Below are 21451 nucleotides of genomic sequence, written 5' to 3'. Positions count from 1 at the left end.
AGGCATGTATGGCTGGCTCTAGTTCTAGCCGACGGCACTGACATTGGGCGCCTCTGCCCGCCGTGCCCTCGCCGATACTTTTCCGGGTGCGCCGATGAGGGAGTCCACCGCAACCGTAGCCCCGTAAGGCTCCCTCAACAAACGAGTTATCCACAGGCATTGTGGATACCCTGTTCATAACTCGGCGTGTCTTGTGCACAGGTTGGGCATAAGGCTGTGGACAACAAATTAGTTTCAAGCAAAATATGGCTCTGACTAGGGGAAACACTTCTCCACACCTGTGCACAGCCAACTATTTTCCCCAACGTTCAGCCACACCCTTCAGGTTGACAGAATCCCAAAAGGGGCATACGGCGCCCGTTATCCACAGCCGCTATCCACATACTTGTGAGCTACTCGAAACTACCTGTGACGGTAAGCCTGCTGAGTGCTGCGGGGTGCCTGAAACGCAGCAGCGCCCCCTGCCTCACAGGAGGCGGGGGGCGCTGCAGATCACGCAGTGCGAGGCGATCGGTACTAGCTGGCAACGACCTCAAGGTCGATTACAGCAGCAACGTCGTCGTGCAGGCGGACGTTGGCCTGGAAGGAACCAACCGACTTGATGTGAGTCGGCAGTTCAACCTTGCGCTTGTCGATGCTGCCGAGGCCGGCAGCTTCAACAGCAGCGGCAACGTCAGCAGGCTTGACCGTGCCGAAGAGGCGTCCGGACTCGCCGGCCTTGACGGTCAGCTTGACCGGCTTGGCGGAGAGTGCAGCAGCCTGCTTCTGGGCATCTTCCAGCGAAGCGTGCTCGCGAGCAGCGCGGGCAGCCTTGATGGACTCAACCTGCTTCTCGCCGCCCTTGGTCCAGGTCAGAGCGAAGCCGCGGGGCACCAGGTAGTTACGTGCGTAACCGTCCTTCACCTCGACAACGTCGCCTGCAGCACCGAGACCGGTGACTTCGTGGGTCAGAATGAGCTTTGCCATGAGTTAGGTTCCTTTCCTTTAGCCGCGGCCAGCGCCGGAGTAAGGCAGGAGTGCAACTTCACGGGCGTTCTTGATTGCCTGTGCGATCTTGCGCTGTTCCTGCACGGTTACGCCAGTTACGCGACGAGCGCGGATCTTTCCGCGGTCGGAAATGAACTTGCGCAGCAATGCTACGTCCTTGTAGTCGATGACAGTGATGTCAGCGGCCTTCAAGGGATTGGACTTTGGTTTGGGCTTGCGAAGTTCAGCCTTAGCCATCGTGGAGCTCCTTATGTCTAGTGGAGCCCGTGGATCAATTCCACGGGATGGGCTCGACGGCGGTTGCCGTCAGAGGTTGTGCCTTGCGGCACAGGGGTATTGCTTAGAAGGGCGGATCGTTGGAATCCGGGCCGGCTCCCCAGCCGCCTGAGTTGCCGCCTGCAGGGGCACCCCAGGGATCGTCCGCAGGTGCGGACTGCTGCTGCTGCTGGCCGCCCCAACCGGAGTTGGAGTTGCCGCCGAAGCCGCCGCCGGCGTTACCGCCGAACCCACCGCCGCCACCGCCGGAGCGCTGGGTGCGGGTGACCTTTGCGGACGCGTAACGAAGCGAGGGGCCGATTTCGTCGACCTCAAGCTCCATGACGGTACGCTTTTCGCCCTCTTTGGTCTCGTACGAACGTGACTTCAGGCGGCCTTGGCAGACGACTCGGGTTCCCTTGGTCAGGGACTCGGCGACGTTTTCCGCAGCTTCACGCCAGACCGACGCACGGAGGAACAGCGTTTCGCCGTCCTTCCATTCGTTGGACTGCCGGTCGAAGGTGCGCGGCGTCGAGGCAATGGTGAAGTTCGCCACTGCTGAACCGGACGGGGTGAACCGGAGTTCCGGATCGTTCGTCAGGTTGCCGACCACGGTGATCGTTGTCTCGCCTGCCATTTATGCCTCCTGGTGTCTCGGCCCGGAGTACCCGGGCCTTTCGTTGACGAATAAAGGTTGGACCGAAATTACTCGGCAACAACCTTCTGGTCTTCGGGGCGGATGATCTTGGTACGCAGGATGGTCTCGTTGAGGCCAAGCTGGCGGTCAAGCTCAGCAGCAGCTGCAGGGCTGGCGGTGAAGTTAACCACCGCGTAGATGCCTTCGGACTTCTTCTTGATGTCGTAGGCCAGGCGGCGACGACCCCAGATGTCCACCTTGTCGACGGTTCCACCCTCGTTGCGGACAACGTTGAGGAACTTGTCGAGCGAAGGCTCCACGGTACGCTCTTCGACCTCGGGGTCGATGATTACCATCAGTTCATAAGCACGCATTTGTGAACCCACCTCCTTTGGGCTATACGGTCACGGTCTTTCCGTAACAGGAGGTTCTTTAGCGTTGTCTTTGCGTCCGGGCCGGCGGTGAACCCGCGTTATGCCCGGAAGCCTGCCGGCCGAAGCCGACAGCACAGACTTCCCTATCCTATCGGATTTTCCCGACTCCAAAGTTCACCTGTGGACAGTCCCCCTGTCCCCCGCCGCGCGGCTACCGGGCGAAGAAGGCCCCTGCGGCACGGGAGAGCTGGAACGGGTCCTCCACACCGGCCATCTCGCGGGCCGAGTGCATCGAGAGCAGCGGGATGCCGACGTCGATGGTGCGGATTCCCAGGCGGGTCGCGGTCAGCGGGCCGATCGTGGAACCGCAGGGAATGGAGTTGTTGGAGACGAATTCCTGGTAGGGCACCCCGGCTTCGCGGCACAGTGCGGCCCAGTAAGCGGCGCCGGGGGCATCGGTGGTGTAGCGCTGGTTGGCGTTGATCTTGAGCAGCGGACCGCCGTTCAGGACCGGACGGTTGGCCGGGTCGTGCCGTTCGGCATAGTTGGGATGCACTGCATGCCCGGCGTCGGCAGAAATGCAGAACGAGGCCGCGAAGGCACGCTGGGAGTCCGCGGTTCCGGCACCCAGGCCGGCGCTGATGCGGGCCAGAATGTCTTCGAGGAACGGACCGGCCGCTCCGGAACGGCTCCCGCTGCCTACCTCTTCGTGATCGAAGGCGGCCAGGACAGCGATCGATCCGCCGGTCTTGGATTCGGCGGCGGCTTCCAGCGCACACAGCCCCGCGTGCACGGAGGAGAGATTATCCAGCCGCCCGGAGGCAAAGAATTCCGAATCGGCACCAAAGACGCGCGCAGGCTGGGTGTCGGCGGCAACGACGTCGTACCCGCCGATCTCTTCACGGTCCACGCCGGCTTTGGCCGCGAGCAGACCCAGCAGGTCCGCAGCGGACGGGTCGCCGAGCCCCCACACCGGGTTCATGTGCTGCTGCTTATCCAGCTTCAGGCCCTCGTTCACGGCGCGGTCCAGGTGGATCGCCAGCTGGGGGAAGCGCAGCAGCGGGCCCGTGGCAACCAGGTGCTCGACGCCGTCGAGCGTCACCAGCCGGCCGGCCAGCTCCAGTTCCCGGTCCAGCCAGGAGTTCAGCAGCGGGCCGCCGTAGACCTCCACACCGGCCTGCAGCCAGCCGAACTTTCCGGTGGTGGGAGAGGGCTTGAGCTTGAACGTGGGTGAATCGGTGTGCGTGCCGAAGATGTTGAAACCGGTGCCCGGCGCCGCACCGTCCGGCACAATCCAGGCGATGAAGGCGCCGTCGCGCACCACCACGTACTTACCGGGCACTGCCGGCCAGTCCGAGTCTTCCCGCAGCTCGGTGAAACCGGCGGCCTGCAGGCGGTCCGCTGCGGTGCGCGCGGCGTGGAAGCTCGAGGGGGAAGCGGCGACGTACTCGCCGAGGTCGGTGACGTGTTCGTGCGGCGTTGGATTCATAGTCCGATTCAACCAGAAAGCCCGGCCTGCCGGACATAACAGTGGAGGGGAGCGCGGCCGTTCGTTCCGCGTTCCCCTCCACCGGGTTTATGCAGCCCAGCCTGATGTCAGCTGAGCAGATTTGTCAGGTCCTGGCCAATCAGGTCCTAGACGTCGCGGCGCTTGTTGACGATCAGCGCTACGAGGATCAGTGCGACTGCCCATCCGCCCAGGACGAGTCCGCCTTCGAGCTGGTTCAGGGCGCCGTCGCCAATCTGGGTGGCGACCAGCTGGGTGCCGGCACTGCTGGGCAGGAAGCGTGCGGCGTCGGGAATCCAGTCCGCCAGCCCGGAGACCAGCTGAACGATCACGGGCAGGACGAACAGCACACCGATGATGGTTACGACTCCGCCGGCGGTGCTGCGCAGCAGCGATCCGGTGGCCACACCCATGAGGGCGATCGCAGCGAGCAGGGTGCCCGTGTTGATGATGCTGGGCAGCACCCCGGGTGCGTCCAGGGCGAAGTCCAGGTTCTCCGGTGCCAGCAGCGGCTGGCTGATCAGGTAGCTGGCGAAGGCGCCGACTACGCCGATACCGAAGGCTACGACGCCGATGATGATGGCCTTGCCCAGCATTGCCGGGGTCCGGGTGGGAACCGCCACCATGGTGGAGCGGATCATGCCGGTGCTGTACTCGGAGGCAACCAGGACCACGGCCAGGGCAGCAATGAGCAGCTGGCCGAACAGTACGCCGGAGGCTGGAGTGTCATACACCATGGCCTGCAGGTCCATGCCGGTCCCCACGCCCATGGCCGGGCCCATGGTGGGGTCGTCCGCGAGCATCTCGGCCGTGACGGCCCAGCTCCAGGCCACGAGGGCGGCAATGCCGACCATCACCACCAGGGTGGTGGCCAGCAGGATCACTGTTGAAGGAACGGTAGTGACCTTAATCCACTCGGACCGGATCACCCGGGCAAAGTTGACGCCGCTGCCGTCGGTGCGGGCCGTCCGGCGGGACGGGGCGGGGGCGGTTGCGGTGCTCATGCTCGGCTTCCTTCCACAACAGGCTCGGCTGCAGCCGGTTCCTGGCTAAATCCATGGGACTTGTATTCGACGTCGTCCCGGGTGAGTTCCATGTAGGCGTCTTCAAGCGAGACCTGGATGGGGGTGAGTTCGGTGAGCAGGATCCTGCGGTCCAGCGCGATTTCCGCGATGGAGCGTGAATCGGCGCCGCTGATTTCGAACAGACCGTCCTCGACGCGCTTGATTTCCGCGCCCTGTCCCTCAAGGACGGGCAGCAGATCAGCCGCGTTGTCGGTGCGTACCCGCGTGCGCTGGCGTCCGCCGCCGTCGATGATGTCCTGGATGGGTGCGTTCGCGATGATGCGGCCCCGTCCAATCACAATGAGGTGGTCTGCCGTGACGGCCATTTCACTCATCAGGTGGGAGGACAGGAAGACGGTGCGGCCCTCGGCGGCCAGACCGCGGGCCAGGTTGCGGACCCAGAGCACGCCCTCGGGATCGAGGCCGTTTACCGGCTCGTCGAGGATCAGCGTGTGCGGGTCCCCGAGCATGGCGACCGCGATGCCGAGCCGCTGGCCCATGCCCAGCGAGAAACCGCCGACGCGCTTCTTCGCGACGGATCCCAGCCCGGTGAGCTCGATGACTTCGTTGACGCGCTTGTTGGAGATGCCGTGCGTGGCCGCCATTGCGCGCAGGTGGTTGTAGGCCGACCGGCGGGTATGCACTGCCTTGGCATCCAGCAGGGCGCCCACCTCGTGCAGCGGAGCCTTGTGGCGGGCGTAGGGCTTGCCGTTGATGGTCACGTTTCCTGAGGTGGGACGGTCCAGTCCCACGATCATCCGCATGGTCGTCGACTTGCCTGCACCGTTCGGACCCAGGAAGCCGGTGACTTTACCTGGTTCGACGGTGAAGGAGACGTTGTCGACGGCGGTCTTGCTGCCGTAGCGCTTGGAGAGGCCGTGTGCCTCGATCATGGTGATCCTCATCTAGGAGCGGAGCGTACAAGTTCGGGGGTGTGCCTCCACACTATGCTCCCGCGCTCCGCGGCGGACCGGCCCTAGGGATGATTCAGGGCAAAACCGGCGTCCCCCTTAGGGATGACTCAGGGTGCTCCCTGACTTCTGCGGACCGTCCCGCGGGTTCTAAACGTCCCGCTTTTTGATGACGATCATGGCTGCGGCGAGCAGCACCACCGCCCAGCCCGCGAGGATGAGTCCGCCCTCCACCTGGTTGAACTGCCCCGTCTGCACTTCCGTGGCTACCAGCTGGGTCGCCGCGGCACTGGGCAGGAAGCGCGCCGCGTCCTCCACCCAGTCCGCCAGCCCGGTGAGCAGTGCGGCAATGATCGGCAGGACGAACAGGGCACCTACCAGGGTCACCACCCCGCCGGCGGTGTTGCGCAGCAGCCCGCCGATCCCCACTCCCATAACGGCGATCAGAGCCAGGACGGTTCCGGTGTTAATGATCGACGGCAGCACACCGTCAGCCCCCAACCCGAATTCGAGGTCCGCGCCGGACAGAATCGGCTGCGCCAGCAAGTACGTAGTGAAAGCTGCCAGGACACCGAGCAGGAAGGAGATGACGGCGATCACCAGCGTCTTGGCCAGCAGGGCCGGGATGCGCGTGGGCACGGCCACCATGGTGGACCGGATCATGCCGGTGGTGTATTCGGAGCCGATCAGCACCACTGCCAGCGCCGCGATCAGCAGCTGGCCAAACGGCAGCCCGGACGCCGGGATGTCATATGCCAGGCTTTCGGGCGGACCGCCCACCCCTTCCGGGGGGCCCGCTTCAGGGTCGTTCACGAGTTCGACGGTCCCCCACGCGACCAGGGCACCCAGACCAACCATCACTGCGAAGCTCACGGCCAGCAGGATTATGGTTGAGGGCACCGTGACGGTCTTGATCCACTCGGAGCGCACAACCCGCCCGAATGTGACCCGGCCGCCGGGCCAGGTGCGCGGTGTGCGGGATGCCGGGGCTGCTGTACTCATTTGCTCTGCCCTTCGGGTGCCGGGAGCGCCTGCTCGCTGACTGGCCCGGACCGGTACTCAACTTCGCCGCCGGTCAGTTCCATGTAGGCGTCTTCAAGGGTCTCCTGCTGCGGTATTAGTCCGGTGATGAGGATGCCCCGGCTGAAGGCTGCCTCGGCGATGCTGCGGGCGGATAGCCCGAGGATCTCCAGCTCGTCCGCAGCCTGCCGCCGCACCTCCGCACCTGCAGAGCCGACGGCGTCGGCCAGGGCATCGGCGTCGTCCGTGCGCACCAGGACCCGCTCCTTTTGGCCTCCGGTGAGGACCTCGTCAATCGGAGCGTCTGCCAGGATCCTTCCGCGGCCGATCACGATCAGGTGGTCTGCCGTCACAGCCATCTCGCTCATCAGGTGTGAGGAGATAAACACCGTCCGGCCCTCGGCGGCCAGGCCCTTAACCAGGTAACGGACCCATTTCACGCCTTCCGGGTCCAATCCGTTGACGGGTTCATCCAGGATCAGCGTCTGCGGGTCGCCCAGCATGGCTGCCGCGATGCCAAGCCGCTGGCCCATGCCCAGCGAGAAACCGCCCACGCGCTTCCGGGCTGCGGACCCAAGCCCGGTCAGTTCAATGACCTCCTTTACGCGCGACGCCGGTATCCCTTCGGTCGCGGCCATGGCCCGCAGGTGGTTGTACGCGCTGCGCCTCGGATGAACGGCCTTGGCCTCAAGCAGGGCACCGACCTCATGCAACGGCATGCGGTGCCTGGCGTACGGTTTCCCGTTGACAATGACGTTCCCGGACGTGGGGTGGTCCAGCCCGACGATCATCCGCATGGTGGTCGATTTCCCGGCGCCGTTGGGCCCGAGGAACCCGGTGACCTTGCCGGGCTGGACATTGAAGGTGATGCCGTCGACGGCGGTCTTGCCGCCGAATCGCTTGGTGAGTTCGTGTGCCTGGATCATGCTTGGTCCTTTGGTTCGAAAGGGACGGGTCCTAGCGGGAACTCACCGCCTCGAACTTGCGGACGGCCAGAGGTACGAACACCACAAGCATGATCGCGGAGCCGATCAGCACCGTGGTGACGGGATTCTGCATGGGCCAGGTGTCCGGCACCGGCGTTGAACCCAGGTTGCCGAAGAGCTGGCGGACGGCCTGGACCAGCGCGGAGACCGGATTCCAGTCAGCGATCGTCCGCAGCGGTTCCGGCAGCGTGGAGCTCTGCACAAAAGCGTTGGAAATAAACGTGATGGGAAACAGGATGATGAAGGAGGCGTTGTTGATCGCTTCCGGGGAGCGCACGGACATGCCCAGCAGGGCCATCACCCAGCTGAAGGCGTAGGAGAACAGCAGCAGCAAACCCACACCGCCCAGGAAACCCCAGAAGGACGTGTTCACGCGCCAACCAACCAGCAGTCCGGTGCACATCATGATGATCACCGAAATGCCGTTCAGCACCAGGTCGGAGTTGGTCCGTCCGATCAGCACAGCCGAAGGGCTCATGGGCAGCGTGCGGAACCGGTCGATGATTCCTTCCTTCAGGTCCTGGGCCATGGCAGATCCGGAGAACGTGGAACCGAACACCACTGTCTGCGCGAAGATGCCTGCCATCAGGTACTGCGTGTAGTTGGTCCCGGCGACCTGGATGGATCCGCCGTAGACCTGGCTGAACAGCAGCACGAACATGATGGGCTGCAGCACAGCGAACACGATCATGTCCGGCGTGCGGCGGATCTTAATCAGGTTTCGTTTGGTGACGGTCCAGCCGTCGGAGATCCAGGTGCCCGCGGTGGTGCCGGAGCCCGCCTGGAACCGGGCCGTGACTGCGGCGCTCATCGTGCTGCCTTCGCTTTCCCGGCATCCTGCTTTTCTTCTTCGGTGGTGTGCCCGGTGAGTTTCAGGAACACGTCGTCGAGGGTGGGGCGCCGGATACCGGCGTCGTGCAGTCCGATTCCCTCGGCTTCCAGGTCACGTAGAACCCGCTGCAGGGCCAACGGGCCCTCTGTCACTGCCACTTCCAGGGCGCGTCCGTCGCTGGCGGTGTGGACTTCTCCGCTGCCGTAGCGCGCCAGGATCTCCTTCGCCGTGCCCGAGTCGAATCCCTCGACCAGCGCCACGGCTACCCGGTGTCCCCCGATCCGGGCCTTGAGCTGGTCCGAGGTGCCTTCAGCTATGACCTTGCCACCGTCGATCACGGCCACCGTGTCCGCCAGCTGGTCTGCTTCCTCCAGATACTGGGTGGTCAGCAGCAGGGTGGTTCCGCCGGCCACCAGCGACTTGATCACGTCCCAGAGCGCCAGCCTGCTGCGCGGGTCCAGCCCGGTGGTCGGTTCGTCCAGGAACAGGACGCGCGGATTGTTGACCAGGGCACCGGCAAGGTCCAGCCGGCGGCGCATGCCGCCGGAATACCCCTTCACCGGCCGGTTGCCGGCGTCCGCCAAGTCGAACTGTTCAATGAGTTCAGCGGCCCGCCGGCGGGCCTGCTCCGTGGGCAGGTGGTAGAGCTTGCCGACCATCCGCAGGTTCTCGACACCGGTCAGGTTCTCATCCACCGCCGCGTACTGGCCGGACACGCCAATGATCCGGCGGACGTCCTTTGGCCGGGCAGCGACGTCGATTCCATCGATGGAAGCGGTCCCTGCATTGGGTTTGATCAGGGTGGTGAGCACCTTGACCGCCGTCGTTTTTCCGGCGCCGTTGGGGCCCAGCAGCGCTGTTACGGTGCCCTGCGGCACTCCGATGTCCAGGCCGTCGAGGGCAAACACCGGCCCGGACTTGGACTTATAGACCTTGGTGAGGCCTCGGGCCTGAATCAGGGGGTCGCGCCGGCCTTCCGAGGCCGGGCGCACTTGGTTGTGGGGGTTGGAGGGAAGGGACATGCGAACAGGTTAGGACTGCCCGCATCCGTTGGATAGGGCTTATCCGGACAGCTTCAGTCCGGAAGGCAAGAGCGCCGGATCTTTGGCTGGAAATATGCCCTAGGAGGCAGAATCTCCCGAATCCAGCTCCTCTGGTTTGCGCTCGGCGGCAACAGGCGCGAACACGATGGACATCAGCATCGCGGCACCGACGACGAGCAGTGCGTTGCGCAGCCCCCAGAGCTCGCCCAGGAAACCGAGCAGCGGCGGTCCGACGAAGAAGGCTGTGTAGCCGAGGGTCGAAACCACGGAAACGCGTCCCGCGGCGTGGACCGGATCGTCGCCGGCAGCAGACATTCCCATCGGGAAGCCCAGCGCGGCACCGATACCCCACAGGATGACCCCGATCCCGGCCAGCCAGAGACTGGGAGCGAAGACAAACAGGAGCAGTCCTGCGAGCGAGGCGCCCATGCACAGCCGCAGCGCCCGGACCCGGCCCATGCGGTCGATCAGGCGGGCGCCGAACCAGCGGGTGGCAGTCATGGCAGCTACGAATACGCCGAACATCACTGCCCCGGCTGTCTCCGAGGCGTCGAGCCCGTCCACGGTTGCCTTGGCCACCCAGTCGTTGGCGGCGCCTTCGGTCAGTGCCGCCCCCAGGACAACGACGCCGATCAGCAGCGTGCGGCCCTCTTTCCATGCGCCGAAGCTGGAAGGTTTCGGTGCGCCCGTTTGGTGCGGATGAAGCATCTCGGGGGAATCCGGCAGGAAGGCCCGGGGTACCAGGATCACCAGCACGACGGCGATCACCACGATTCCGATCAGGTGCACCGGCAGGCTGACGTTCAGGGCGGACAGGCCGGCGCCGATCATCGCACCCAGGAAGGCACCACCGCTGAAGGCACCGTGGAACTTGGGCATCAGCGTCCGGCGCAGGCCGCGTTCAACTTCCGTGCCTTCAAGGTTCATGGCCACGTCCCAGAGGCCAATGCCGGAGCCGAAGATCAGCAGCCCGGCCGCGGTAAGGGGAATCGATCCCGCGGACAGTCCGGCCGCGATGACCAGCCCGGCCGCGGAGGCGAGCAGTCCGCCGGTCCGCACGGCGTTGGCAGTGCCAACCCGCTGGGCCAGGGCGCCGGCGAGGGGCAGCGCAGCCACTGAGCCCACGGCAGAGAAGAGCAGCAGCAGGCCTACACCCGCGGAACCAATATCCAGTGCCTGAGCGGCAGCCGGAATGCGTGCCGCCCAGCTGGCGAAGATCACACCGTTGAGGGCGAAAACGGCAAAGACAGCCAGAAGGGCACGGTCCAGGGTTTTGGTGTTCACACCCTCATTCTGGAGCCCGGACCCTGCCGGAGTGAAACGGGCGCGCGCGGGCCGGTCAGCGGACGCGTTCGACCCGCTTTTCGTCCCAGACCGGTTCTTCGGACTCATAGACCCGCCCGTCGGAGCCGAACACCAGGAACCGGTCGAAGCTGCGGGCGAACCAGCGGTCGTGCGTTACCGCCAGAACCGTTCCTTCGAAGGCTTCGATGGCCTTCTCCAGTGCCTCGGCGGAGTGCAGGTCCAGGTTGTCGGTGGGCTCATCGAGCAGCAGCAGCGTGGCTCCGGAGAGTTCCAGCAGCAGGATCTGCAGGCGCGCCTGCTGGCCGCCGGAAAGCGAGTCGTACTTCTGCTCGCCGGAGGAGGCCAGGCCGTAGCGGTCGAGGGCGCCGGCAGCGGCCTCCCGGCCCAGGCCGGAGCGGTGCTCATCCCCGCGGTGCAGGATGTCCAGCAGGGTCTTCCCCAGCAGATCCGGGCGCAGCATGGTCTGCGCGAAGAAACCGGGACGGATCCGGGCGCCCAGCTTCACCGAACCCTCATGCGGAACCGGGGCGATCTCCACCTCGGAGACCGGCTCGTGTTCCTTGTCCGGATCGCTGCCGCCCAGGGCCAGCAGACGCAGGAAGTGGGACTTGCCGGAACCGTTGGACCCCAGCACACCAACCCGGTCGCCAAACCAGATTTCCGTGCTGAACGGCTTCATCAGCCCGGTCAGCTCCAGCTTCTGCGCCACCACGGCGCGCTTGGCGGTACGGCCGCCGCGCAGCCGCATCTTAACGTTCTGCTCGATCGGCAGCGCTTCGGGCGGTCCGGCTTCCAGGAACTTCGCCAGGCGGGTCTGGGCGGCGTGGTACCGGTTGGCCATGTCGGAGCGGAACGCGGCCTTGTTCTTGTACATGTTGACGAGTTCCTTGAGCTTCACGTGCTCCTCGTCCCAGCGCCGGCGCAGCTCCTCGAAGCGTGCGTTGCGGTCTTCGCGGGCCTTGATATAGCTTCCGAACCCGCCGCCGTGAATCCACGCCGAGGCGCCGTTGATGCCCGGCTCCAGCGTCACGATGCGGGTAGCCGCGTTGGCGAGCAGCTCACGGTCGTGCGAAACGAAAAGGACGGACTTCTTCGATTCGGCGAGCTTGGATTCCAGCCAGCGCTTGCCCGGCACGTCCAGGTAGTTGTCCGGCTCATCGAGCAGCAGCAGCTCATCCGGGCCGGAGAACAGCGCCTCCAGCACCAGCCGCTTCTGCTCACCGCCGGAGAGCGTGCTGGCCTGGCGGTACTGGGCGGAGTCGAAGGGCATGCCCAGGGCGGCTGTGGTCACTTCGTCCCAGACGGTTTCCTGTTCGTAGCCGCCCACGTCGCCCCAGTCGGCAATGGCCTGGGCGTAGCGCATCTGGGTGGGCTCGTCGTCGTTCTCCATCATGGCTTCTTCGGCCTCGTCCACTGCGCGCGCCGCCGCGGCAATGGCGGGCGGCGCGGCGGAAACCAGCAGGTCCCGGACGGTGCTGCCGTCGCGCACCTGGCCCACGAACTGGCGCATGATGCCCATGTTTCCGGACCGGGACACGGTGCCCTCGTCTGGTTTGATGTCTTCCGCGATGATCCGCAGCAGGGTGGTCTTCCCGGTGCCGTTGGGCCCGATCAGGGCAGTCTTGTGTCCCTCCCCCACCTTGAAGCTGACGCCGCTGAGCAGCTGCCTGCCGTCGGAGAGGAAATAGTCAATGCCGGATACGTCGAGATGAGCCACGCTTCCATCCTCCCACCGCCGCACAGATCTTCCGTCAGCACTCCGCCAGCGTGACGGCACGCAGCACCGGGCATAGGATTTGAGTCCGAAGAATCCGCACAACCCGGGAGAAAAAGATGATCTTCATCGTCGTCAAGTTCAAGGTCAAGCCGGAGTGGACTGAGCGGTGGCCGCAGCTCACCGCCGATTTCACCGCTGCCACGCGCGGCGAAGAGGGCAACCTTTGGTTCGACTGGTCCCGCAGCCTGGAAGATCCGAACGAATTCGTCCTGGTTGAGGCCTTCAAGGACGACGCCGCTGCCGCCCACGTGAACAGCGACCACTTCCAGCAGGCCATGAAGGACATGCTGCCGGCGCTGGTTGAGACCCCGCGGATCATCAACACGCTGATCGAGGGCCAGGAGTGGTCCCGGATGGGCGAACTCGAGGTTAAGTAGCGTCGTCATTCCCCGCTGGAGAGCGGGCCGGCTACTCCTGCAGGGAGAACCCGGCGCGCTCCAGCATTTCGCGCAGGTCCACCACTGTCTGTTCGTCGATGTCCTTGCCGCGGGGCGGGGTGAGATAGTCGGTTTGCCCTGCGATGGTGACCTCGTACTTGCCGTTGTGCTCCCGCGTGGTGTCGGCAACGGCATCAAGCAGGGACCGCACACGCTTCCACTCAATGTTGTGGGAAACCGGATGGCGCAGAATCTGGTTCAGTGTGTCCCGGTGGTGATTGCTCAGGTGTTCGGGTGTGTCCGTCATGGGAACCTCCTCGTTCAAGTTCCCCACGCCGCGCGGCCCAGTGCAAGGGCTCAGGGCCGGAAGTCCAGGCCGAGGGTCTCACCCGCCACCTCCACCCCGGAGCTGAAGCTGATGTTCACCAGGTCAGAGCGGCTTTCCCAGCGTCCCGCCCCGCTGGTGTCCTCCTGGTACTGCGCCCGGGCCTTGCCTCCGGCGGCATACACGGTAAGCCCTGATTCGGGCGTGCCCGTGATCCGGTATTCCGGAGCCCGTTCCAAAACCCACTGCACATCCCGGACCCGTTCCGGCCCGTAGCCGGAGTACGCCGCGTTGGGGCAGGCCGAAGGTGCGGCCTCAGGACGGGCGAGGCACTGCGCCAGGTAAGCCTCTGCCTGCGCCTGGACTTCGGCGGCCAGCTCGGCATTCGCCGCCGCCCGGAGACGGACCGGATTCGGACCGCCTGCCATACCGGGATCCACCAGCACCGTTTTGCCTGCACCGTAGCTGAAGAAGCGTTCCAGTGGACCTTCCACCAGGTAGGAACCGGGGAGCAGCAGTACCTCCGCTGAGTCCTCGCCCGGCGGCAGGGCCAGTGCGGTCCCGTTGATCCTGATCTGTCCCGTTCCGGCGGGAACCTCCACCCGCACGGTCCTCGCAGCGGAGGGCTCCAGCTTCCATGCCGAGAAGACCAGTGCCTGGGATCCGGCCTCCACCAGATGTAGCTCAACGGTGCTGCGCTCACCGCTGCGGTCCACCAGCGCCTGCACGACGGCGCTGCCGGCACTGATTTCCTGTCCCAGGATTTCGAAACCGGTGATCCGTGCCCCTGCAGACTCGTAAACCGCCGGGTCCTGCGGAACCAGGGCCCCGGTCTCCGGCAGCAGTGCGTGCGCGGCTGCCTGGTCTCCGGAGGCAAGCGCCGCCAGGTAGTCCTCCGCCACTGCCTGCGGGCCCAGCACGTTCTGGCTCACGAAACGGTATCCGAACACGCCCGCGGCCAGCAGGACGGCAGCTCCGGCAACGGCCAGGACAAGCGCGGTGTTCCGCCGTGTGCGCCCCGGACTGCGCCGACGGCCGCGGCGTCCCCGGCGTTGCCCGGACTGCCTGCCGGCCTGTTCCGGGGAAGGATTGCGGAGGGGCGCTTCGGGATGCCCGGTAAGTGGTGGTGTTGAAACCGTCATAAGAGATCCCCCGGCTGCGCTGTGGCTGAGGCTCTGATCGAAGCCACGGTCCTAAGATGCCGAGTTCCAAGATACCGCCGGCGGCGGCGGCTGCCGGCGCAACGCCGCGCTTCCGGCATCAATCCGTAACCTTGCTGCTACCTGCCCGGGGCGAGGGAGGGCAGCGGCAGCCCGAATACGGTCCGCAGTGCCGCAGCCGCCGCGTGGTATCCGCCCATTCCGTGCACGCCAGGCCCGGGAGGAGTGGATGCCGAGCACAGGAAAACGCCGGGCAGCGGGGTCTTCCACGGGGTAGGGGAAAGCACAGGGCGGCGGAGCATCTGCCCGAGCGTTACGGCCCCGGCCCCGAAGTCCCCGCCCACATAGTTTTCGTTGTAGGCGGCCAGGCCGCGCGCCGTCGTCGTGTGTGTTTCCACGACGACGTCCCGGAATCCCGGGGCGAAGCGTTCAATCTGCGCGGTGACTGCGGCGGCCATATCCTGCTCTGATCCGGCGGGAACATGGCAGTAGGTCCACAGGATGTGCCGGCCGGCGGGAGCGCGGGAGGCATCGAAAGTGCTGGGCTGGGAAAGCAGTACGTAAGGTTTCTCCGGGTGCCGGCCGGCGGCTACCTCGGCCTCGGAGGCAGCGGTCTCTTGGCGTGTTCCGCCCAGATGAACGGTTCCGGCAGTGGCCAGCCCGGGGTGGGCCCACGGGACCGGACCGGAGAGGATAAAGTCCACCTTGCAGGCGGCATTGCCGTACCGGAAACGGTGCAGCGCGCGTTCATAGCGGGCCGGCAGCGCTCCGTTCGCCAGGCGCAGCAGCCCTGCCGGCGCGGTGTCGAGGATGACGGCCCGGGAGCCGGAGAGTTCACTGAGCGAATCCACGGCGTGCCCCGTCTCGAGTGCTCCGCCGTGCGCCCGGAGGTCCTCCACCAGGGCGTCCGCGATGGCCTGGGACCCGCCCTGCGGCACGGGCCAGCCGACGCTGTGGGCCAGCAGTGCCAGAAGCAGGCCGCCGCCGGCCGAGGGCAGGGACGGCAGCCGTCCCACCGGGTGGGCCATCACGCCGGTGAGCAGCGCGGGCGCCGCATCTTCGCTGAAGCGGCGGTTCCAGGTACGGCTTCCCTGGTCCAGGGCAGCCAGGCCAAACCGCAGCGCGGCCAGCGGCTCGCGGGGAAGCTTCAGCAGCGGATCCATGAGCGTCCGGGTGATGGCCTCGCTGTGCTCAACCAGGGGCCGCATCAAGGCGTTGTAGGCCGTGCCGTCCGGTCCAAGTTCCTGCACGGTGCGTTCCAGGCTGCGGTAGGCCAGCGCAGCGCGTGCCCCGTCCAGCGGCTGGGCGTAGGACACCTCCGGAACTTCCAGCCCAATCCGCTCCGAGAGGCCAAAATCCCGGAAAAACGGTGAGGCAAGGGCCATCGGATGAACGGCTGAACAGACGTCGTGAAAGTGGCCGGGACGCATCAGTTCACTGGTGCGTGATCCGCCTCCCGCGGTGGAGGCCGCTTCCAGGACGCGCACGGACAATCCTGCGCGGGCCATGGTGACGGCCGCGGCCAGGCCGTTCGGCCCGGCTCCCACCACGGTTACATCAGTCACGGCCGGCCTTGGCGCCCGGACCACGTTTCAGGCCTGCACGAACCCGGCGCAGCCGCAGGGCAGTTTCAAGTGCCCGGTAACGGAGAGGGTGCAGTGGGATGTCATAGGTGGTGGGGACGGTAACCACCGTCTTGGAGAAGTTGCGCTTGAAGGTCGTGACGTTGGCCAGCGAGGGGTAGTTTTCACTTTCGATGCCGGTCAGTCCGCAGGCCGTGTTCCCTGCTTCCTTCAGGACCTTGAAGGCTTCCCAGAGCAGCAGGTAAGGGGCGTTGGTCTTTCGGGCGTCGCGTGAGCTCGCGGCGAAGTAGTACACGGCGTAGCCGCGGTATTCCGTGGTGATCAGCCAGGAGACCGGCCTGCCCTCGACGTAGGCCACCATTAGGCGCAGGTGGTCGCCCAGTTCGGTGAGCAGGGTTTCGTAAAAGACTGAATCGAAGCTGGAAAACCCGTCGCGGGCGGCGGTTTCCTGCATGATCGGGAAGAGTTCGGTGCGGAAAACCTCGGCCCATCGCTCCCGTTCCACGGTCCGGACTTCCACGCCGAGCTTCTCCGCCTTGCGGATCAGGTTCCGGGCGTTGGGGCGGAAGGCAGCGAAGATCTTCTCGGTGTCCGGGGTCAGGTCCACTACGATTTCGCGTTCGTACCAGCCGTGCTCGAGCGGTCCGGTGACCGGCGGGCTGACATGCTCCACCTGCATCCGCACATACAGCGGGTCGACGGCGGGATCTGCCCGGAACTGCTCCTGCACGGTGGCCACCAGGCGTGCCTCGGCCTCGGGGGTCCGCTCGGTGAACCAGGTCGGCCCGTTCACCACTACCAGGGAGGGGCGCAGGCGCCGCCGGGAGCGGAGGTAACTGGCGGAGGCGACCAGCTTGTCGCCGTCGTAATAGGCCCAGATGCCATATGGTTCCCGGCCCAGGCTGGTTTCGAAATCCGCCCAGTACGGTGTCTGTTCCAAGGGGATGACAACGCCGGGGTGGCGTGCTGCCACGGACTCGAAGTCCTCGCGGGACAGCTGCTGGAAACGGTAGGGAGCGGGGGTCACATTGCTTCTTTCGCCGGGGCTGCGTCCGTTTCCAAGGGTACCCGAGGGCGGCGGCGCAGCCGCAGGCGCCAGCGGTCCGGGGCCTGGTTGAACGGTCCGCCCTGCGGATCATCGATGCCCATGCGGCGCACCGGGTCTGTCCGGGGATCCCAGATGTCCATCACCACCCGTGCCATCAGGTACATGGTGGCACCCATGTGCCCAATCACCGAGAGGACGAACCAGCCGGAGTCGAGATTGTTTTCCGGAGCTCCGCCGCCAACGAGCGCTGCCAGGTAGAGCCAGATGGCCCACCAGTGCATCACTTCAAAGAACTGCCAGATCAGGAAGTCCCGCCAGCGCGGCCTGGCCAGCGCCAGCAGCGGGACCAGCCAGAGCACAAACTGGGGCGAGTAGACCTTGTTGGTCAGGATAAAGGCCGCCACGATCAGGAACACCAGCTGCGCCAGCCGGGGGCGGTGCGGGGCCGCCAGCGCCAGCACAGCGATCCCCGCGCAGGCAAGCGCGAAGAGGAAATAGGCCCAGAAGCTGATGAAGGCAGCGTCGACCGGGGACTCCGGGAAGGTAATGTTCCAGACCTGCCAGACGCTGGAGTTACCTGCTCCGCGGTCCTTGGAGAACTCGTAGAAAAACTTCCAGCCCGCAAAGTCACGGAGCATAAACGGGACGTTGACCGCCAGCCAGGCGCCGGCTGTGGCCGCGAAGGTGAGGGCAGCGGCGCGCAGCTTAAGGGTGCGCAGAGTCAGTACCAGCACCGCCCCGAGAATGAGCACCGGATAGAGCTTCAGCGCCGTGCCAAGGCCAATCAGGACGCCGGCCAGGACGGGCTGGTTCCGCGCGAAGGCCAGCATGCCCAGGGCAGCGAGCATGACCGCCCAGATGTCCCAGTTGATGAACATGGACAGGATCATGGCCGGCGCCACGGCCACCATGGCGGCGTCCCAGGGACGCCGGTTGGCCATCTTCATGGTGGCGATTACCGTGACGATCCAAGCGGCCGTGGCAAACACCGCATTCAGGTCGAAATAGACCAGTCCCCGGGAAGCCGCGTCCGCGGGGACCAGCCAGGCCACAAAACCCGCAAGCAGCCCCAGCAGCACCGGATATTCGAACTCCGAACCGGCGCTGATAAAGGGATAGACCCCCTCACCCAGGCCGCGGGCACCGAACAGGGCGGGCCAGTCCGAATAGCAGGCCTGGTAGAAGGAGTTGGACCAGCCGTTGAGCCGGCAGGGGGTTTTGGCCAGCAACGCCAGCAGGGCCGCCGCCGTGGTCAGCAGAATCAGCACGCGCGGGACGGTGAAGAATCCCGGGGAAACGACTCCCGGAGCGGTGTACCGGCCCAGGGGTCCGCCAATGGCCTCTGTGAACCGGCCCAGCAGCCGGTCGTTCCGGCTTGGAACGACTATGCGCATCGGCCGGCGGCGGGGAGTGGAATCCATGCCTACCAGTATGCAGGCGCCTATGCTGCGCGGAGGGTTCCGCCTCCGGCAAGGTCGTAGTCCTGCCCGTTCAGGTAGCCGTTGCCCTCCGCCGAGGGATCGTAGGTGAGGGTGTGCCCGTTGCCGGTGATGTTGCTGATCTCGGTGCCGGTGACGAGTGCGCCCGTAACGGAGGTGGCGGAACTGTCCGCTGTGAGGTCAATGGTGCTGGTGTTATCCAGTTCCACCCCCACATTGTTCAGCGTGCCGGTGATCTTGCTGTTGGCCGTCAGGGAAAGGTCCAGGCTGCTGCCGGCGTCGGACGTGAGCTGTCCCTCCAGTTCGGTCTCCGTCAGGGATGCCGATGCGCTGCCGTTGTTGGTCACGCTCAGAACATTTCCGGACCCGGGATCCAGCTTCGCGGCATTGCTGAGGTTGATTGTGGCCGAAACCCCGTCGACAAAAACGGCATTTCCGTTCTGCGCGGTCAGCGTCCCGCCGGAGAGGGTCAGTGTTCCGCCTCCGCTGCCGCCGGGGGTGCTCGAGTACATATAGGCCCCGTGGGTGCCGCCGGTGAGATCGGAGCTGGAGGCCTGCACGGAGTTGGCTCCCTCAACCACGATCGCCTCGGCCAGCGCCGATGAACCGGTCAGCCCGCAGACGTCGATCATGCCGGTCGAGTAGATAACTGCGGAGAGTCCGCCCTCTGTCCTCGCGGTGCCGCCGGCAACCTGGATGGCGCCGCCGCCGCGGTCGGTGGCGATGGCGCTGGAGTGGTCCTGGGCAGTGGTGAGATCGGCGCTGACTGCGGTGATGCTCCCGCCATCGGTGACATCCAGGGCATGGGAGAAGCTGCCCTCGGTCTTTACGCTCACGTCCTGCAGGGATGCTGAGGATCCGGTGCCGGTCGCGAACACCCCGTTGGCGCCGGCACCGCTGGTTTCCACGATGGTTCCGTTCATCGCCAGGGACCCGCCGCCGGAGATCAGTACGGCAGCGTTAAGACCGGTGAAGCTGGAGGAATCCGTACTGGAGCTGTCCCCTGACTTGCTGATCGTGGAGGCACCCACTGCCCGCTGCTGCCCGCTGACAATCTCGAGGGCAGAGGTGTCCGGGTCTGTGGCGGCGAAGTTCCCGCCTTCCGGACTGGGCGTGGCTGATGGCGCCGGCAGTTCACACTCATCGGCGAGCTGCGACGCCGAGGGGGACTCCGCCGTCGGGCTCGATGTGGACTCTCCCGAACCCTGGCTGCAGGCAGCCAGTCCGCCTCCGGCAAGAAGGCCGGTGGCTGCCAGTACGACGGCGGCGCGGGTGCGGACGGCGGCGCGGGTGCGGACGGCGGCTGGAATGTCTCTCATGATGCACTCCTAGCGGAGGAAGGGCTCCGGCACTGTTCTTCCAGCGTAGGCGCACCGGTTGGCCATGCCACCGGCGGCGGACCAAAAGCAGTCAGCGAAGGGCGAGCCGGGTCTGGGTCTGCAGGGCTCCTGACTCTGTTTTGGTACGGTCGCGGCACTCGGGGCAGCGGCGGTTCTGTCCGCTTTCCGCTGAGGGCGCGCTGCGCTCTGCGGCCCTGCGCCCGGGGTTTGTTCACCGGACGAAGTAGACTAGGTCAGTTGCCTGAGCCGCCTGCTGCGGCATATCCGCGCGTCAGCGGCGGGCGGCGGCACAGGAATTGTCTTCAAAGGAGAACCGTGGCAAATAACCCGATCCGGGTGGCAATCGTTGGTGTTGGTAACTGCGCTGCATCGCTGGTGCAGGGCGTCCACTACTACCGAGACGCCGACCCGACAGCAACCGTCCCAGGCCTGATGCACGTCCAGTTCGGCGATTACCACGTCAATGACGTGCACTTCGCGGCTGCGTTCGACGTCGATGCCAAGAAGGTCGGACTCGACCTGGCCGACGCTATTGGCGCAAGCGAAAACAACACCATCAAGATTGCCGATGTCCCCGAGACCGGTGTCAAGGTCCAGCGCGGCCACACCCTCGACGGACTGGGCAAGTACTACCGCGAGACGATCAGCGAGTCCGACGAGGCCCCCGTAGACGTGGTTGCCGAGCTCAAGGCCGCGAACGTAGACGTTATGGTCTGCTACCTGCCGGTCGGTTCCGAACAGGCAGCTAAGTTCTACGCCCAGTGCGCCATCGACGCCGGCGTGGCCTTCGTCAACGCCCTGCCCGTCTTTATTGCCGGGACCAAGGAATGGGCTGACAAGTTCACCGCTGCCGGTGTGCCCATTGTCGGCGATGACATCAAGAGCCAGATCGGTGCCACCATCACGCACCGTGTGATGGCCAAGCTCTTTGAAGACCGCGGCGTCACGCTGGACCGCACCTACCAGCTCAACGTCGGCGGCAACATGGACTTCAAGAACATGCTCGAGCGCGAGCGGCTTGAATCCAAGAAGATCTCCAAGACGCAGGCCGTCACCTCGAACGTCTCCGCCGAGCTGGCCGCGAACGACGTCCACATCGGCCCGTCCGACTTCGTGGCCTGGCTGGATGACCGCAAGTGGGCCTTCGTTCGCCTGGAAGGCCGCAACTTCGGCGACGCCCCGGTGTCCCTGGAGTACAAGCTTGAGGTCTGGGACTCCCCCAACTCCGCCGGCGTCATCATCGACGCCGTCCGTGCAGCCAAGATCGCGCTGGACCGCGGAATCGGCGGGCCGATCCTCTCCGCGTCGAGCTACTTCATGAAGTCCCCGCCGGAGCAGTACAACGATGACATTGCCCGCGAAAAGGTTGAGCAGTTCATCCGGGGCGAAGCCGAGCGCTAAGCCCTCCCCCAAGAATCGAGATAGCAGAAAGTGCACGTCCCAGCGCTGGGCCGGTCTCTTATACACATCACCGCGCCCCC

General features: G+C 65.5%; 21 protein-coding genes. 2 read left to right on the top strand and 19 right to left on the bottom strand.

Annotation, left to right across the window (positions count from 1 at the left end):
• Window positions 1–516 precede the first annotated feature (516 nt).
• The 13 genes from rplI to TVC13_RS03790 form a co-directional block, all read right to left on the bottom strand.
• Entirely contained in the window at window positions 517–966 is a 450-nt protein-coding gene (rplI, locus tag TVC13_RS03850) for a 50S ribosomal protein L9 (RefSeq protein ID WP_055242872.1), read from the bottom strand.
• A gap of 18 nt (window positions 967–984) precedes the next feature.
• On the bottom strand, window positions 985–1224 hold the full coding sequence (gene rpsR, locus TVC13_RS03845; RefSeq protein WP_003800144.1) for a 30S ribosomal protein S18: 240 nt from the start codon (window positions 1222–1224) through the stop codon (window positions 985–987).
• Between the two features lie 103 nt (window positions 1225–1327).
• Window positions 1328–1879 carry a single-stranded DNA-binding protein gene (locus TVC13_RS03840; protein ID WP_055242870.1) on the bottom strand — a complete coding sequence of 184 codons (552 nt, stop codon included), beginning with the start codon at window positions 1877–1879 and terminating at the stop codon, window positions 1328–1330.
• A gap of 68 nt (window positions 1880–1947) precedes the next feature.
• Window positions 1948–2253, bottom strand: a complete 306-nt coding sequence (rpsF, locus tag TVC13_RS03835; RefSeq protein WP_091600910.1) for a 30S ribosomal protein S6 — start codon at window positions 2251–2253, stop codon at window positions 1948–1950.
• A gap of 211 nt (window positions 2254–2464) precedes the next feature.
• The gene (locus tag TVC13_RS03830) at window positions 2465–3742 is read right to left on the bottom strand and encodes a M18 family aminopeptidase (RefSeq protein WP_422399918.1); all 1278 of its coding nucleotides are present in this window, start codon (window positions 3740–3742) and stop codon (window positions 2465–2467) included.
• A 146-nt stretch (window positions 3743–3888) separates the two neighbouring features.
• Window positions 3889–4764, bottom strand: a complete 876-nt coding sequence (locus TVC13_RS03825; RefSeq protein WP_422399917.1) for an ABC transporter permease — start codon at window positions 4762–4764, stop codon at window positions 3889–3891.
• Complete coding sequence (locus TVC13_RS03820) at window positions 4761–5717, bottom strand: ABC transporter ATP-binding protein (protein ID WP_422399916.1); 957 nt, start codon at window positions 5715–5717, stop codon at window positions 4761–4763. Before TVC13_RS03820 ends, TVC13_RS03825 begins: the two co-directional genes overlap by 4 nt.
• Before the next feature lie 168 nt (window positions 5718–5885).
• Window positions 5886–6737, bottom strand: coding sequence for an ABC transporter permease (locus tag TVC13_RS03815; protein WP_422399915.1), 852 nt, complete (start codon window positions 6735–6737; stop codon window positions 5886–5888).
• Window positions 6734–7681 (bottom strand): ABC transporter ATP-binding protein, encoded by a 948-nt coding sequence (locus TVC13_RS03810; RefSeq protein WP_422399914.1) that lies wholly within the window; start codon window positions 7679–7681, stop codon window positions 6734–6736. The genes TVC13_RS03815 and TVC13_RS03810 overlap by 4 nt, the downstream gene beginning before the upstream one ends.
• A 31-nt stretch (window positions 7682–7712) precedes the next feature.
• Complete coding sequence (locus TVC13_RS03805) at window positions 7713–8552, bottom strand: ABC transporter permease (RefSeq protein ID WP_422399913.1); 840 nt, start codon at window positions 8550–8552, stop codon at window positions 7713–7715.
• On the bottom strand, window positions 8549–9595 hold the full coding sequence (locus TVC13_RS03800; protein ID WP_422399912.1) for an ATP-binding cassette domain-containing protein: 1047 nt from the start codon (window positions 9593–9595) through the stop codon (window positions 8549–8551). Before TVC13_RS03800 ends, TVC13_RS03805 begins: the two co-directional genes overlap by 4 nt.
• A 99-nt stretch (window positions 9596–9694) precedes the next feature.
• Window positions 9695–10900 (bottom strand): MFS transporter, encoded by a 1206-nt coding sequence (locus TVC13_RS03795; protein ID WP_422399911.1) that lies wholly within the window; start codon window positions 10898–10900, stop codon window positions 9695–9697.
• A 55-nt stretch (window positions 10901–10955) separates the two neighbouring features.
• On the bottom strand, window positions 10956–12638 hold the full coding sequence (locus TVC13_RS03790; protein WP_422399910.1) for an ABC-F family ATP-binding cassette domain-containing protein: 1683 nt from the start codon (window positions 12636–12638) through the stop codon (window positions 10956–10958).
• A gap of 116 nt (window positions 12639–12754) precedes the next feature.
• Between TVC13_RS03790 and TVC13_RS03785 the strand changes: the two genes are divergently transcribed.
• On the top strand, window positions 12755–13075 hold the full coding sequence (locus TVC13_RS03785; RefSeq protein ID WP_422399909.1) for a putative quinol monooxygenase: 321 nt from the start codon (window positions 12755–12757) through the stop codon (window positions 13073–13075).
• A 31-nt stretch (window positions 13076–13106) separates the two neighbouring features.
• Here the strand turns inward: TVC13_RS03785 and TVC13_RS03780 are convergent, their stop codons facing one another.
• The 6 genes from TVC13_RS03780 to TVC13_RS03755 form a co-directional block, all read right to left on the bottom strand.
• Window positions 13107–13382, bottom strand: a complete 276-nt coding sequence (locus tag TVC13_RS03780) for a hypothetical protein (protein WP_422399908.1) — start codon at window positions 13380–13382, stop codon at window positions 13107–13109.
• Window positions 13383–13432: 50 nt separating this feature from the next.
• Window positions 13433–14542 carry a hypothetical protein gene (locus TVC13_RS03775; protein WP_422399907.1) on the bottom strand — a complete coding sequence of 370 codons (1110 nt, stop codon included), beginning with the start codon at window positions 14540–14542 and terminating at the stop codon, window positions 13433–13435.
• A 137-nt stretch (window positions 14543–14679) separates the two neighbouring features.
• Window positions 14680–16125 (bottom strand): phytoene desaturase family protein, encoded by a 1446-nt coding sequence (locus TVC13_RS03770; RefSeq protein ID WP_422399906.1) that lies wholly within the window; start codon window positions 16123–16125, stop codon window positions 14680–14682.
• Window positions 16118–17170, bottom strand: coding sequence for a lipid II:glycine glycyltransferase FemX (locus tag TVC13_RS03765; protein WP_422399905.1), 1053 nt, complete (start codon window positions 17168–17170; stop codon window positions 16118–16120). Before TVC13_RS03765 ends, TVC13_RS03770 begins: the two co-directional genes overlap by 8 nt.
• Entirely contained in the window at window positions 17167–18612 is a 1446-nt protein-coding gene (locus TVC13_RS03760) for a glycosyltransferase family 87 protein (protein ID WP_422399904.1), read from the bottom strand. The genes TVC13_RS03765 and TVC13_RS03760 overlap by 4 nt, the downstream gene beginning before the upstream one ends.
• A gap of 20 nt (window positions 18613–18632) precedes the next feature.
• Entirely contained in the window at window positions 18633–19949 is a 1317-nt protein-coding gene (locus TVC13_RS03755) for a hypothetical protein (RefSeq protein WP_422399903.1), read from the bottom strand.
• Between the two features lie 336 nt (window positions 19950–20285).
• Between TVC13_RS03755 and TVC13_RS03750 the strand changes: the two genes are divergently transcribed.
• A complete protein-coding gene (locus TVC13_RS03750) occupies window positions 20286–21371 on the top strand; it encodes an inositol-3-phosphate synthase (protein WP_422399902.1) in 1086 nt (361 codons plus the stop codon).
• The last annotated feature ends 80 nt before the right edge of the window (window positions 21372–21451 follow it).

The sequence above is a fragment of the Arthrobacter sp. 3Tela_A genome (genome assembly GCF_049311025.1).
Classification (GTDB): Bacteria; Actinomycetota; Actinomycetes; order Actinomycetales; family Micrococcaceae; genus Arthrobacter_B.
Note: the sequence above shows the minus strand (reverse complement) of the source record. Positions and strands in the feature narration are given on the sequence as shown.